14 protein-coding genes are annotated in these 15,367 nt (G+C 41.3%); 8 read left to right on the top strand and 6 right to left on the bottom strand.

Features of this window, described 5'->3' with window-relative positions; all coding sequences use genetic code 11:
- Positions 1-349 precede the first annotated feature (349 nt).
- On the bottom strand, positions 350-991 hold the full coding sequence (pyrE, locus tag ACVBJC_RS01610) for an orotate phosphoribosyltransferase (protein ID WP_447161734.1): 642 nt from the start codon (positions 989-991) through the stop codon (positions 350-352).
- Positions 992-1,110: 119 nt separating this feature from the next.
- Complete coding sequence (rph, locus tag ACVBJC_RS01605) at positions 1,111-1,824, bottom strand: ribonuclease PH (protein WP_012157036.1); 714 nt, start codon at positions 1,822-1,824, stop codon at positions 1,111-1,113.
- 273 nt (positions 1,825-2,097) lie between these two features.
- Here rph and ACVBJC_RS01600 point away from each other — a divergent pair, with 273 nt between their 5' ends.
- From ACVBJC_RS01600 to ACVBJC_RS01590, 3 genes are all read left to right on the top strand, one after another.
- On the top strand, positions 2,098-2,961 hold the full coding sequence (locus tag ACVBJC_RS01600) for a YicC/YloC family endoribonuclease (protein WP_447161735.1): 864 nt from the start codon (positions 2,098-2,100) through the stop codon (positions 2,959-2,961).
- A 225-nt stretch (positions 2,962-3,186) separates the two neighbouring features.
- Positions 3,187-4,482: a tyrosine-type recombinase/integrase gene (locus ACVBJC_RS01595; RefSeq protein ID WP_447161736.1), complete on the top strand. Its 1,296-nt coding sequence runs from the start codon at positions 3,187-3,189 to the stop codon at positions 4,480-4,482.
- Positions 4,479-5,204, top strand: a complete 726-nt coding sequence (locus tag ACVBJC_RS01590) for a hypothetical protein (protein WP_447161737.1) — start codon at positions 4,479-4,481, stop codon at positions 5,202-5,204. Before ACVBJC_RS01595 ends, ACVBJC_RS01590 begins: the two co-directional genes overlap by 4 nt.
- A 149-nt stretch (positions 5,205-5,353) precedes the next feature.
- Here ACVBJC_RS01590 and ACVBJC_RS01585 read toward each other — a convergent pair whose 3' ends face one another.
- Together ACVBJC_RS01585 and ACVBJC_RS01580 are read right to left on the bottom strand one after the other, a co-directional pair.
- A complete protein-coding gene (locus ACVBJC_RS01585; protein ID WP_447161738.1) occupies positions 5,354-6,049 on the bottom strand; it encodes an HNH endonuclease in 696 nt (231 codons plus the stop codon).
- A 197-nt stretch (positions 6,050-6,246) separates the two neighbouring features.
- A complete protein-coding gene (locus ACVBJC_RS01580; RefSeq protein ID WP_447161739.1) occupies positions 6,247-6,747 on the bottom strand; it encodes a hypothetical protein in 501 nt (166 codons plus the stop codon).
- A gap of 272 nt (positions 6,748-7,019) precedes the next feature.
- Between ACVBJC_RS01580 and ACVBJC_RS01575 the strand changes: the two genes are divergently transcribed.
- The 5 genes from ACVBJC_RS01575 to ACVBJC_RS01555 all read left to right on the top strand — a co-directional run bounded on the left by ACVBJC_RS01575 (position 7,020) and on the right by ACVBJC_RS01555 (position 11,337).
- Positions 7,020-7,256 (top strand): AlpA family phage regulatory protein, encoded by a 237-nt coding sequence (locus tag ACVBJC_RS01575; protein ID WP_447161740.1) that lies wholly within the window; start codon positions 7,020-7,022, stop codon positions 7,254-7,256.
- 372 nt (positions 7,257-7,628) lie between these two features.
- Positions 7,629-8,438, top strand: coding sequence for a YagK/YfjJ domain-containing protein (locus tag ACVBJC_RS01570; RefSeq protein WP_447161741.1), 810 nt, complete (start codon positions 7,629-7,631; stop codon positions 8,436-8,438).
- 73 nt (positions 8,439-8,511) lie between these two features.
- Positions 8,512-9,216, top strand: coding sequence for a hypothetical protein (locus ACVBJC_RS01565; protein WP_447161742.1), 705 nt, complete (start codon positions 8,512-8,514; stop codon positions 9,214-9,216).
- Complete coding sequence (locus ACVBJC_RS01560) at positions 9,213-10,700, top strand: protein PacB (RefSeq protein WP_447161743.1); 1,488 nt, start codon at positions 9,213-9,215, stop codon at positions 10,698-10,700. The genes ACVBJC_RS01565 and ACVBJC_RS01560 overlap by 4 nt, the downstream gene beginning before the upstream one ends.
- 175 nt (positions 10,701-10,875) lie before the next feature.
- Complete coding sequence (locus ACVBJC_RS01555; RefSeq protein WP_447161744.1) at positions 10,876-11,337, top strand: hypothetical protein; 462 nt, start codon at positions 10,876-10,878, stop codon at positions 11,335-11,337.
- Positions 11,338-11,358: 21 nt separating this feature from the next.
- Here the strand turns inward: ACVBJC_RS01555 and ACVBJC_RS01550 are convergent, their stop codons facing one another.
- Positions 11,359-12,684 (bottom strand): McrC family protein, encoded by a 1,326-nt coding sequence (locus tag ACVBJC_RS01550; protein WP_447161745.1) that lies wholly within the window; start codon positions 12,682-12,684, stop codon positions 11,359-11,361.
- Positions 12,665-15,367: an AAA family ATPase gene (locus tag ACVBJC_RS01545; protein ID WP_447161746.1), complete on the bottom strand. Its 2,703-nt coding sequence runs from the start codon at positions 15,365-15,367 to the stop codon at positions 12,665-12,667. The genes ACVBJC_RS01550 and ACVBJC_RS01545 overlap by 20 nt, the downstream gene beginning before the upstream one ends.

Here is a 15,367-nt window from a genome sequence, read left to right as displayed (position 1 = left end):
CTAGGACCTTTTTTGCACCTAGCACCTGTTTGTTAAACCTAGTACTTTCTTTAAGTAGGTTGGGCTTTAGCCCATCAGCATTAATTACAAAATCAAAATAAATGACGGCATAAATGCCGACCTACAAGGTTAAGCGCTTTACCTAGGACCTAGGACCTTTTTTGCACCTAGCACCTGTTTGTTAAACCTAGTACTTTCTTTAAGTAGGTTGGGCTTTAGCCCATCAACATTAATTACAAAATCAAAATAAATGACGGCATAAATGCCGACCTACAAGGTTAAGCGCTTTACCTAGGTTCTAGGTTCTAGGTTCTAGATTCTAGATCCTAGAACCTAGGACCTAAAAGCTTTAAATCCCATACTGGTCGCGGTAAGCGCTTACTGATGCAAGCTGCGCTTCCATACCCGTGTTTTCTGACAGGTAGTTAATCAAGTCTTCGAGCTTAATGATAGACACGATGTCACAGCCAAAGTCGCGCTCAACTTCTTGAATCGCAGAAAGCTCGCCCTTACCCTTCTCTTGGCGGTCAAGGGCAATCAGTACGCCCGCAAGTGATGCCTTATGCGCCTGAATAATCTCCATTGACTCACGAATAGCCGTACCAGCAGTAATCACGTCATCAACCAACATTACGCGTCCTTGAAGCTCGCTACCCACCAAGCTGCCACCTTCGCCGTGCTCTTTCTTCTCTTTACGGTTAAAGCAGTAAGGCATGTCGATATCGTGGTGATCACACAGCGCTACCGCAGTCGTTGTAGCGATTGGAATACCTTTGTAGGCAGGGCCAAATAGCAAGTCATACTCAATACCCGAATCAACCAATGCCGCCGCGTAGAAACGACCTAAGCGTGCTAAATCGCGACCCGTGTTAAACAGGCCAGCGTTAAAGAAATAAGGGCTAGTGCGGCCTGACTTTAACGTAAATTCGCCAAATCGAAGTACCTGACGCTCTAGGGCAAATTCAATAAACTCACGTTGATAGGCTTTCACAATCTCTCCTTAAAAATGTAGGGGTAATACTCTATGTATTATTTAGTAGTATTTAGTATTTTTTGATTTTTTTTACTTACAAAAAGGACCCCGAAGGGCCCTAATAACAAAAACGATGATTAGCTCAATGACGCTTTCTGGATATCAACGATTTCGCGAATACCGTGCTTAGCCAAATCAAGTAAACTTAATAGCTCTTCATGGCTAAATGGCTCACCTTCAGCTGTTCCCTGGATCTCGATGATCTTACCAGTTTCAGTCATAACCACGTTCATGTCAGTTTCAGCAGCGCTGTCTTCGATATATTCTAAATCGCAGATTGGCTCGCCTTTATAGATACCAACACTGACCGCAGCAATCAGGAACTTAAGTGGGTTAGTCTTTAAGATGCCTTTACCACGAGCCCAGTTTAGTGCGTCAACTAATGCAACACATGCACCAGTAATCGCAGCGGTACGTGTACCACCGTCAGCTTGAATCACATCACAATCGATAACAATGGTGTTTTCGCCTAGTAGCTTCATGTCTACGGCTGCGCGTAGTGAACGACCAATTAGACGTTGAATTTCTTGAGTACGACCAGACTGCTTACCGCGAGCGGCTTCGCGCTGCATACGGCTATGCGTTGAACGTGGCAACATGCCATATTCAGCCGTTACCCAACCTTGACCTTGGCCTTTAAGGAAACGCGGTACGCCTTCTTCAAAACTAGCGGTACACAGCACTTTAGTATCACCGAACTCAACTAAAACCGAACCTTCGGCGTGAGCAGTAAACTGACGAGTAATAGTCACAGGGCGAGACTGTGCTGGAGTTCTGTTGCTTGGGCGCATGATGAATTCCTGTATATAAGGGCATTGGGGTAATTTGGCTGCATATTATAGGGACATGTTAGCCACTATGCTATCTGAATCATAAAACAGAGACCCAAAAAACCTAAGCTCAATCACATTGCCTAAGCCTATTACTTACCGCGGCCTAAAATGCTCGCGAACACCCAATCTCATCGAGTTTGCACGCGTAAAATTAACACTAATACCTGCACCTGCAATTTATTTGAGTATATAATCACTACTCACTTAGACGAACTACACTGGAAATCATCCATGATCCAAAGCATGACAGCCTACGCTCGCATTGAGCACAAAGCAGATTGGGGCACCGCCTCTTGGGAAATCCGTTCAGTTAATCAGCGTTACTTAGAAACCTATTTACGCCTACCAGAACATTTCCGCAGCTTGGAGCCTGTTCTTAGAGATCGTCTACGTAAACGCCTTAACCGCGGTAAAGTCGAAGTCAACCTTCGCTATGACCTAAACGAAAAGAGCGACAGCGAACTACAACTTAACCAAGATCTAGCCAAGCAAATTATCAACGCCGCTAACTGGGTTAAAAACGAAGCTGGCCAAGGCGAGCTTAACGTGGTTGATGTACTGCGCTGGCCAGGTGTGATGTCAGGCTCTGAGCAAGACATGGATGCCTTAGCTAAAGAGTTGTTAGTGGCTTTTGATTCGGCAATCGATCAATTTATCGAAGCCCGTGGCCGTGAAGGTGATGCCATCAACACCATGCTGCAAACCCGTCTTGACCAAATCGTTGAGCAAGTCGCCGTTGTCCGCGGTCACATGCCAACAGTTATGCAATGGCAGCGTGACAAGCTAACTAACCGTTTAGCCGAAATCACCGGTGAACTAGACCCTGCTCGTTTAGAGCAAGAGATGGTACTACTCGCGCAAAAGATGGATGTTGCCGAAGAGATGGACCGTCTTGACGCCCACGTAGCAGAAACTCGCCGTATTCTTAAGAAAGGTGGCGCACAAGGTCGCCGTCTAGACTTTATGATGCAAGAGTTCAACCGTGAGTCAAACACCCTAGCGTCTAAGTCAATCAGCAACGATGTCACTGCAGCAGCAGTAGAGCTTAAAGTGCTTATCGAGCAGATGCGTGAGCAAATTCAGAACGTGGAATAAGATTTAAAGCTGTTCTACAGCCCAACCTAAACACCGCTTAAAGCCCGTAATTACGCCTGTAATTACGGGCTTTTTTATATTTCAAATACTTTGTACATGTCCGACATTGTCTGCTACTGTCTTGAACAAGTGGTGACCCAAATGGTGACCATAAAGCCTAAAAACTCAAAATAACTAAGGAAATGACCAAAAATCCCTCTTGGTCACCAATTTCGTGGTAACACTATGAATGATAAGCAAATAAAAGCTTTTTTAAAAAGTGGGGCTGTAGAAAGAAAGGCTATAGGCAATGGCTTGTATATTCGTTCTAGAGGAACGGGCGTAGGCTACTGGGAGCTTAGGTACTCCATACATGGTAAACGCAGGAGCATGGCTATAGATGGGGGGACATACCCTCAAATGAGTCTTGCAGATGCAAAAATGACTGCAGCGATACTTATCCATAAAGCTAAACAAGGAATTGACCCGCTAGCTGAGCGTGAAAGAGATAATGATGAAAAGCTCGTTACTGTCGATGACTTATTCGATGACTGGTATCTCCAGATAGCAAAACGACTAAAGCATCCAGAAATACCTAAACGGATGTACACCAAAGAGATTAAGCCAACAATAGGACGATTGAAAATTGCTGATGTGAATGCTCGAGATATTAGAGCAATCATTAGCAAAGTTGCAATCAGCGACCGTCAGACGGTATCGAATAAAACCCTATTCTGTTGCAAACAACTTTTTGATCACGCTTGTAAGCTAGATCTTATTTCTGCAAATCCAGCCAGTGCTTTTAAAGTAGCCGATGCTGGTGGCGTTGAATCTAGCAGGACCAGAAAACTTACATTTAATGAGCTTCAAGCAACATTTAGAGTCTTACGTGAAAATGATCATACCTTCACTAGAGATAACTATTTAGCAATCGCGTTATTAGTCAGTCTCGGTGTTCGCAAGGGAGAACTTATTGCTGCTAAATGGGATGAATTTGATTTCGACAATCTGCAGTGGCATTTACCAACAGAAAGGAGCAAGACAAAAGCCGCAATCACCATACCTCTACCTGAGCAGGTTGTCCCATGGTTTAAAGAGATCCATGTTAAAGCAAACGGTTCAGACTTTGTTTTTCCATCTAGAAGGGTAAGCAAATCGAAAACAGATAAGCCTAAAGGGCACATATCAAGTGACACGCTCAACCATGCTTTAGCCAAACTATTTGGGAAAAAAGTAGATAGTGACAAGGAACCTAATGAAAACCATTTAGGGAATGCAGGCATTGAACATTTTGTTATTCATGACTTAAGACGAACATGCCGAAGTCTATTAGCAGAGATCGGTGTGCCAAATGATATTGGTGAGAGATGTTTAAATCACAAGCGTAAACGCATTGAAGCGGTATATGACCAATATGACTACTTGAAAGAAAGAGCTGAAGCACTGAGCAAGTTAGCTTCAATGATTGCTCCAATGGTCAACAACCAGTCCAACGTAACACCTTTTACAAAACCAGTTCGCATTAGTGTAGGTGAAAAATGAGCTTCGACATAAATTTAGACTGCCAGATTTGGATAGACGATATAGCTAATCACTTAACAGATGGTGAGCTCACTATAAGTAAAATCAATGAGCTTCGAGCGCTCCCGCAAAAAGACCTTACACCTGAAGCCGTCTGTGACCATGTAAAATTATCACTAGAACATATTCAGACTAATCTAGGTATGAGTATCTCAGAAGCAGAAGAACTCGAATCTCTTTCAAGCATTCTGGCTAAAGCAGGGCGCTTTTCACGGGAATTAACCCAAATGAAAGCCAGTTTGCCAGCAGACAGCCACCAGCAACTAGATAATTTAGTAATGACGTTCGGCGTTCTTAATTATGAAATAGGTATACACAACACAGCAGCACAAACTGAGCAGGCAATGAGTCGAGGAGTAAAATCAAAGAAGGACACTACAAAAGGTGCAAATGTAGTTAAAGCAAAAAACAATAAATTTTGCGACGTAACCGTCGCAATAGCTCAAGACTTTTACCAATTGCCTGAACACCAAACAGTCAAGTACGCCTACGTGGCAAGAGCCATTAAGCAACTCATTAGGGACCGTAAAAACATTTCGGTATCAGAAGGGCTAATCAAGAAGCAGATCTTCGAGCATGTGCCAGTGCTAGCAAGAGCTGGTGGGCGACCTGATAAGGAAACTCCATGTAAAGACATAGTGCACGAGCTCATTCTTAGAGACTATTCCAAATTATTTGAATAGTTCTAAGCTATAACTTTAGGAAACCAGGGAGAGTGACTTAGCAGGGGGATATGTTACTCAGCTAAGTCATTTAGGACAAGTATCGCTACCGGATGTTCGCTAACGGCCAAAGCAATCGTGTGAATTTTCGCATCGATTGCCTTTGCTTGTTAAGTTTTCTCGCCAAGTTTGTCAGGGTTCTCTTTAAACTCTGTGGGAGGGATGTACCTAAAATACATCACATCCGCTGGAGTGCCATCTTCTTTTTTGTGCGTGTCAGAATAATGAATCGTCATTTCTTCGTTTTGCACATAATCATCTGGAATTGATACCCCTAAAGAACTCATAATAGCTTCTAACATTCCACGAGGAGTTTGATTCCACACCTGGTATGCCTGCTCAATACTTCTTCCGTTAAATATGGCAGCATCTGGAATCCCTTGGATTTTTTTAAAGGCATCTAACGCGCCATCACTAAAGTAGTAATAATGCTCTTGAAATAATGCTCTATCACTTGAATCAATAACAAGCGCACCTAGATACCCAGTAAAGAGGTCTATTTTCTCTCCACCTTGTGTATCCATAGGTAGGTTTAGATCAGGCCTTCCATTGAAGCCAGCATGTGGATCCTTATGGCAAATATGGCAAAGTGTAATTCCATTTCCCGTCATGAACCTTAGACTTTTCCATAGGCTTTTTCTAATCACATGGTGAGCAGAAAGGCGTTTTTTTGATTTACAAATGACACATCTATTTCCATCTCTCTCTCTGATAAACTGGCTCCACAGTCTCAGACAATAAGTATTGCTTCTTCTATTCACGACTGCCTTTCTTAACCTGCCGTATAGTGTATCTAAATCTGCCATTAGAACTCCATTTCAATGATAAACTTAACGCTTTAGATATTGAGCCGCTGCTTTATCCAGAAAACCTCATAAAGCCCAAAAGATCGTATCAATAATGGCCTTGTTGAACTGCCGCTATAGCTGTGATGATTGCTCAATTGTTGGTGTCGAATCAGCCGTTCTATTAATCAATAGACTACCTTAAGAAAAAACATTTATCATCCTTGATAACAATACGAGACGGCAGTGCTTCTAGCTTTGCCATAGTCCACTAAATTTATCTTCCTGCTAGTAACACTCTTGATCGAACTATTTTGCCATATCGTGTATTTTATAGTCATAGTTTCCCAGTTTTCTACCGCCTCAATAAAACGCAGGTTATTAATCGTTGTTAATAGATCCGTACCAATATCACTTGGAGCTACATAAAACTTTCGATGTTCATGTTCATTTGAATATTCAACATATGTGTGTATATCTTGCCCATACTCAGTCATCTTTAGTTTCAAAAATTCCGCTTGAAAACCATCTGAGTTATATGCGCAGGTAAACCAAATCCGTTGCTCTCTATCAACATCAAAGCCTACTGATGTAGCTGAATAAGGGGAGTTCTCATGATGCTCGTGCTTTAGCACAGACCAATATTCAAAATTAACTCTCTCAGTAGCATCGACATTTGAGGCCAAAGCACTAACTAATAATAAAACCAATGCTTTCATTTTATCTCCCCTTACACTTTTTAAATTGATAATCCTGACCAGGTTCAATCATTAATCATGTTAGATCAATGGCTTTCTGATGAAATTGTCAGTTGTTACTGATCAAAGTAGGAATTCGACATAAACATGCCAAATAAGCATACCCCCCAATAAACTACCCTACCGCTAGCGAAACTATAGTTTCGCTAGCGATTGCTATTTTTCTTCACAAAAAAACCATAGAAGATGCCCTCGAACTGAAAAGGTCAGTTATCCAATTAATCGAGGTAATTATGAGTAAAACAACTGCTACCACAACATTCGAAGATAGGCTTGTCCGTGAGCATGAGCGTAAGTCCATTACTGGAATATCAAGATCCACAGCTTGGACACTTGAACGTAAAAGCCTTTTTCCTAAACGTCGGGAGTTGATCCCAGGTGGGGATGAAATAGCTTGGTCTTTTACGGAGCTTATGGAGTGGGTTCACTCTCGTAAAGTGATCAATCTTGGAGAGCATCATGCCAAGTAGGTCGTCAGTTCACGACCTAAGGCTTTATATCGAAGACAGTCGAATTATTACTAAGCGAGAGCTACTACCGATCCTAAAGCAAAAGGTATCTAGCTCAATACTGAGTCGCCAGATCAAATCAGGAGAGTTCCCGGCCCCCACTGTAAAAAAGGGAAATGCTCATTGCTGGCTATACAAAGATATTACAAAGCTCATAGAGCTTAAAAAGTTACCAAGCTAACCAAATAGAGCGCACAGCTAACACCCCGAGTTGTGTGCCCTATTTATTTGTCCAAATCAGCGATAAACAAGCTCAAACAAAAAAAGCGGTATTTAAATAATATAAACCGCCACATAAACCTTAGATGTAGTAAACCAATAGAGATAAAGCTCATGTCTTTTCTAATCACAAAACACAACTCCCTCCCTTATGTTTACAAAAATCATAGTTATCCAATCATCAAACCCAAGATAAAAGGACACTTTAAAAGACCGTTAAAGAAGATATTCGAATTATGTGAAACCATGCTAGATCGCTATACAAAAGTGTTCGTGGTTCGATTCGATCTACACCCCACTGAATTCTCTGATTCGAATAAAGATATTGGCTTGTATTTACAAACCGAAAAGAAAAGGCTGCAAAAAGAGTATAAATGCAAAGCGGCCTACTTTTGTACCAGAGAGCAAGCCTCCTCACCGATACAGCACTACCACGTTGTTTTCATGCTAAGCGGCCAAAAAATTCAACATCCCAGCAGACTCCTAGACTTACTTGAAAAGTCCTGGACACGGTTTTGTGGAGGAAAATTAGCAAAGGTACCCCACTCCTACGGCACTATGGTCAAAGGCAACAAAGCTTCCATTGACCCAATTGTTTATCGCATTAGCTACTTAACCAAAGAGGACACTAAAGAGCTCAACGGAAGTGCAAGAAACTTCATTTTGAGTAGGCTAAAACCAAAGGTAAGTATAGATAAGCATAATGATCTGTTGCTTGTAGACCCACTAGTTACGTTCTTAAAAAATCACAAAAGACATGTCTTCTCAAAAACCAATGATTTAATGGGAAAAATCTATAAAAAGCCTAACCGAAAGCATGGCTGGTTTTCTGAAAAAGATTTACCTATATCGATTTATGACCTGATTAACTCAAGCATTCGAGCTCAAACCAAGACTGATACAGGCTTTAACGGCGTCACCTAATGACATAGGTATAACACTAACATCACGCTGAACGCTTCAAACTTAAAAAGTATGCAACTAGGGAGGTGGGAAAATGAAAAAAGCTAACATGACCAAAACAGCTAAACAAAACACTGACTACAGCATTGCCCACAAAACCCGGCGTTCACGGTTCCAAAGTAACAACAGCGCAGCCCTCGTTCATGGCGGTTTCTCTAGCAAGATACCAAAGGAGTTACTTAGCTCAATCTTAGATAATGATCTTGGCTTTGAACTGGGCGTGTTAAAAGGGCAACTGTCTAATATTACCCGACTAGGGCAAGAGGTAATAACGAGGTTAATCAGTGAAGGGGAAGACTCTGTAGCGCTTAGTGTAGTGCTTTCTTGCGCAGATAGAACCGCTAAACTTGTCCCTCAAATCCACAAAGTACTCGATTCATCGTTTGCCCAAACAGAATCAACTCAAGTAATTAAGAGTCGCAACCGCTGGCTAAATAAACTCTATAAAGGAAATTGTTTAGCTAGTGATGTGGCATATCAGTTTGAGGTCCACCAGCTAGGAGAGTTACCTAAGTACGTACAACAGATGCTCTCTAATGAACTATTAGCACAACAAACCGATACCGATCATGCAAACCTAAGTCGGGAGCAAATATTTGAAAAACTCGAAGACTACAAAGTCGCTATTGCTGCGGAAGAGGAGCAGATCAAATTACGTCAGCATGCGGTATCAAAAGAGAAGCAAAAAATTAATCAGCAGCTTTTTACTAACACTGAACCTAGCGAGGATGAAAATTGAAAAAGCTAAAAACAATCCTAGCTGACCCTCGCTATATCGAACTCTTAGCCATGTTCCAACGCGACTGGATTGGCTTTGCCTCAGTATTAGTAGGGAAAAGTCCTACCTGGCAACAAAGACAGATCATCTCAGCAATTCAAAAGCAAGGTGCAAGAGTGTCCGTATCTAGCGGACACGGTACAGGCAAAAGCGATATGACCAGCATTATCATCCTCGCTTTTATCATCTTAAACCCTGAAAGCAGAGTGGTAGTGGTTGCCAATAACGCAGCTCAAGTACGTAATGTCATTTGGAAGTACCTTAAAATCAACTTCAAAGCTCTCTGCCGTAACATTCCTTGGATAGAGCGCTACTTCGATTTGAACGAACGAGAGTTCTACGCTATCGGTTACAAAGGTATATGGAGCTGTATTGCCAAATCTGCTCGCCAAGGCAATGAAGAGGCTTTAGCTGGTGAGCATTGTCATACCTACCTAGTGGTTGTTGATGAAGCCAGTGGTTTATCAGACAAAGCCCTAAACGTATTGAGCTCAGCGCTAACCGAAGCCAACAACAATATGTGTTTACTCAGTCAACCTACCCGAACATCAGGCTTCTTTTACGATACTCACCATAGGCTAGCTAAAACAACTGATAACCCTAATGGGATCTGGGCGGCAATCACCTTAAATTCTGAAGAGTCACCGCTTGTAACACCCGAGTTTATTGGTGAAAAGCTAATTTCTTATGGTGGGGAAGATTCACCGGAATACCAGATAAAGGTGTTAGGACAGTTCCCTGACAATATGGATGGTTACCTTCTTAGCAGAACCGATTGTGAACGAGCGTCAAGAAGCTCACCAACGCTAAATGATGGCCAATGGGGCTGGGTTGCTGCGTGTGATGTCGGAAATGGTAGAGACAAATCAGTAATCAATATCTGCAAGGTATCGCTAGAGCCTGCTAATACTCGGCTGGTGGTCTCTCACTCCATTATCGAAATGCGCGCAGATATAGACCCTATAGACTTCGCCTACGAGATAAAAAGGCACGTAGAACCCTATGAGAGCCAAAATATCAGCATTTTAATTGACGGTGATGGCGTTGGCTTCTCGACTGTCAAAATCGCCTTAGAACTCGGTTTAAACGTTCAAGAGATCCGCTGGGGAAAACCAGTCTTTAATCATAACGAGAAAAGCCGCTTCATCAATCAACGTGCCTATAGTCACATCATGATGCGCGATGCGATAAAGACCGGAAGAATGCAGATTGATGGCTCCGAACTTACTAAAAGCCAGATATCCCGTTTACCTGTCTACCTCAATGAACTAGGCCAATGGGTTGTGTGTGCAAAGAAGGAAATGAGAGAAAAACACAATATCAAATCCCCCGATAGATCCGACACCTATTGCTTCATGTTTTTAGCTAATCCGGAGCCCATATTTGCAAAAGTAACCGAGGCCGAATCAGAGCGAGAAGAGGCTGTAAATCAATGGATGAGTTAAAGTAAACCTAAAACTGAACGTGGTGAAACACCGCGCGCGCGTAGCAAAGATCGTTTGGATCAACAAAAATACGAGGGTTTTATTAAACAGGTGATTTGACACACAATTACTGAGCATAGGATTTGCTCATCCGATTCAGATAAATCAATCTACCGATTTAACAAGAGAAGAAAAAATGAAATTTACGCCAGAAGAAATTTGCTACATGGAACCTGAAATGCTTGAGCGAAATAGCTGCGAACTATATAGAGTTTCTGCAGAACTCAGAGATGAATACCCCAAGGCCGCATCCTTTATATACAGGCTAGTTACATATATAAACGGAGGGTTTATCATATTATCGCCTAAAATTATTAAGCAAATACTTATATCCCTTTCGTCTTCTGGAGGCTCTGAAGAACCTTATCAAATGGATCAAGATTTGATTGAAGAGAAAAACAACAAACTATATGAAATTTGCGATGAGCTCACACCAAATCATACTAATGCAGCATCTATCTTATACGATATTGTATATTTCCTTTACGGAGATAGTCGGTCTACTCCTGAGATCATCAAGCAAAAGTTAATATCTTTCTCACTTGGTGAAAGTACTTTACAGTTAGGCGAACGTTATAAGAACATGAAGTACTTATAGGTTTCGGTATAAATATAGTGGTCAATTAACATTGGCCACGCTTTTAGAGTTTAACCAGAACAACCTTTCTGACTCATTTATAGCGCAAACATCAGTTTCAAGGTCATAAGGCACTACATGTAACTTCAAACCAGATTTGAACTCAAAGTGCCCTATTGGCTCAGTAAAACCCGCGTGTTTAGGATAAATCAGATACAAATTACCTTGGCCTTGAAGATACTTATCACCATAAGCAAACAGCTGGTACATATCAGATTGGCTTAAATTATACTTATGCTTTGTACTGTCGAGTGAAGCATCGAGCAACTTCCACTTGGTATCCATTACAGTGACCACTCGCGATTTATCATAAACAACGATGTCTGGTTTTAGTCTGAACCAGTCTTTGTCCTTGTGCTTTGTTAAGTTGTGGCTAGCGACCTGCTCTTTTAACTTTAATGCTGGTGGTAGTTGACCCTGTAGCTGCTTGGCAACATAGCGCTCAAACAGTTGTTCCATCGGAAATAGGAACGATAAACCGTTATGTTTTCCCACCATAGCAACTGGTGACTGATAACTAAGAATAAGCTCACACCAAGGTTTTAAAGGTCGATAGTGAGCAAGACTTCTATCATCCTTCCAGAGCCTAAAATCGTAAGAATAATTCGATGATAATTCAATATCATGAAACACAAAAAGCAGTTCGCTCGCTAGTCGCTGGTTGGCACTCGATTTGGACCATTTAAGTACCTGCTTTAATGATGAATGCAAAAGGCGATTCTCGGCACGATTAGCATGGTAAATATCGTGAGAAACATGAAAAAAGTGCTGACGACCTGGGCGCTGCCGGATTTGCTTAGAAACCTGCAACTGGCCTTTTAGGTAGGGGGATTCACGCTCTATACGCTGATACTCGCTTCTTACTCCCTGTTTAATTAGCTTAGAGACCGCCTTTAAAAAATGACTGATAAGCAATTCATAGAGCGGTTGTTTCAATAGCTGTAGTTGAGATCGCTGAAACTCCTCCAACTTTAAATTCTCAACCTTTGCTAACATCTTTAGCAGGGTTTTACGGGCAATCTCAGGTTCACACTCTTCAGTAGAGGTCTTAGGTAAAATTTCAATACGAGTCCGACATGGAGTTTCAAGTACGCCAACAAAATTGACCACCTGTAAGGCAATCGATTTACCATATCTCTTTACCTTAACTAGCTCCCGCTGCATTTCACCATTGCTGACTCCATTAGCAAGCAACCACTCAAAGGCACACTTAGGTATTGAGTGACAATCTATGCTACTACTGTCGCCCTCATTAGTTAAAAGAGCAAACTCCCTAACGGTAACATCGTTAACTTTGGAGCGAGTCATATATCCCTATATACGCTTCTGGATTGTTTAATGCCGTCATATTACGTTTATATGGGCGAACGCCATCTTGTAACCAATCACTGCCCATCAGCTGCGATACGGAAGCCTCAGTGAACTTTTCCTCGATGAACATCAACTTCGGTTCTGATTTAAGGTGATCACCCAATACCTGCCCTACACGCTCCCAATCCTCAAAGAAGTATTCCTCAAGCAAAGGCAATATTTCTAGCTCAAAGATACGAGCTAAACGTTCAATCGTAGGCTCATCCTTTAGTGGTAAAAAGAAACTATGACCGATGGTATGCTCACGGTCATATAACAACTCAATGCGCTGGTTTATGGTTTTAAGCAGTTGGGCGATATTGATACCTTCAACATCAATATTCTCAAGCAATTCATGTTTTGGCATCATCTCAACAAACTCAAAGCGACGACGCAAAGCAATGTCGACTTGAGCCAAAGACTTGTCAGCCGTGTTCATGGTACCAATAATATGCAGGTTAGAAGGTACTGAAAATGATTCTTTCGAATAGGGTAATTTCACAGAGAGCGCTTCAGCTCCACCAGCACGTTTACTCGCCTCGATCAGTGTGATGAGCTCACCAAAAATATTTGAGATATTGCCACGATTAATCTCATCAATTATCAATACGCGCTTATCAATACTACTCGTTACCTTATCAAGGCCATAATGGTGTATAGCTTCGACTAGGGGGGCTAAGACATTTGGATAGCCATTAACGATATACTTTTCCATATCGGTATCGACTCTTTCAAATACCCTCTTTGATCTAATATCATCAATCGTCAGTTGATTACTTGAAACCATAGACACAAGGCTATCCACAATCATCCTCGGCATAGGTAATAGCGAACCATTAGGTTTTCTTAGACTGATAATCTCATCAGAAATAGATTCCACTTGATACGATGAAATCTGAGCTCCTATAGCGACAGCAGACACTGAGCCATCTTTTATCGTTTCACCAGCCAGCATTTCCTGAAGCTTTGCTAAATCTAATGCAGGCTCACGTAATCGATACAATGTCATCTGAGATAAATTCTTATTAAACAATTCATCAACGGGTAAAGAGGGCTCATATACACGATGCCATATAACCTTACGTAATTGCGAATAACCATCATCGTCAGTCGCTTTAGGATCAAATTCATAGTCCCCCGTAACTTCTGCTACGGCTCTAAATTTTCGATTCCCATCCGAAACAATGATTAAGTCGCCAATTGACATAACATTCTTAAAATTCTGAACAGATGTTACCCTGTAATCATTGCTCTCTTTTTCTATCTCAATCCCATTAAACTTATACGCATCAATAACACCCTTTCTGTCTTTTGAAGCGCTAAAGTCAACATTGTTACCATACCCAAGCAATACATAGTTGTTATCAATACACTGCTTATAGATATACACCTCATCACCCAACGTATCACCAAGTGACATTTTCCAAACTTTACGCCCAGAAATATCAATTCGACGCTGAGACTGCGCCATTATCGGCGTAGCATTTGCAGCGGCGCACATCCGCTTAAAAATACCATCCTCAATGTCGTAGCTGATTTTCCCTGTTTCATCGCTATTAGCTTTTAGCCCTTCGACAAAGTCTTCGTAACTAAAACTCTGATGAAAAGTCACAAAGCCAATACGATTTTTCACAACAAGTTCGTCAAAACGAGCTTTGATTTTCTTACGGTCAGCCTCATTTTCAGATAGATATTTAGGATCAACAATGGCAAGAGCGTCATTAATCGTATTGTAGGTTTTACCAGTGCCTGGAGGTCCATAGAGTATTTGATTTAGAGAATGATATTGTTCCATATTTAAGATCTCGTCGTTCGAAGAGTAATCACTATTTGAGTCTTCCACACCATTACCATCAAAGGACAGAACTCTATCTAACACAGCAAAATTTATAGGTAAACCTGATGCGTTCAACTGCCTTCGCACCTCTAGAGCGAAATCAGTATAAGCAGTTATACTCTTAAGGTTATTTTTGTTGAATTTGGTGAATCCAAATTCTGACATTCTATCAATTACATAACTATTAATGAGGGGGAAAGCATCATCACGTATTGAAAATAGTACTGAACCTAATGTTCGAACATTGAAAAACTCTGGCAAGGGAATATCCGCTAATATTTCACGGGTTATTTCAATACATTGCTCTGCTGATAACGCCTCAGCGTCATTAGATAAGAGAACTATCAGTAGTCTATAAAGAGACTCACAAAAACCAGATAACTTACTGTCAGCTTCTACTTTTTTTCGGTTCATATTAAGCGCTAGCAATGCTTTACTACTGATTGGCGATGTCCCTACTAGTAACCACTCGGGAGCACTTTCATCTTGAGCGACCAATAAGTAACTATCGAGGGCGCGCCGAGCCTGCTCCAATTGGACAGTTGATATACCTTGTTGCTGCAGTATTAACACCTTCTCTGAATTGGGATAATTAATGCTTAGCTTAATGAGATCTATTATGTTTTGTAAGTTAAACTCACTTAACATATCAATGTATAGGTGCAGTAATTCTCGATTAACCTTTGCTCCATGACATACGATTTTAATTTCTGATTTAATATTTTTTCTATTAAAAATATTTTTAAATTCAGGTGATAAAACAACTGTATTGCCAACATTTTGCCCACGGCGATAACGGTCCAA

It is taken from the genome of Shewanella sp. 0m-6, from assembly GCF_052977325.1.
The sequence above is the reverse complement of the archived record's forward strand: the minus strand, read 5'-3'. Positions and strand labels throughout refer to the sequence as shown.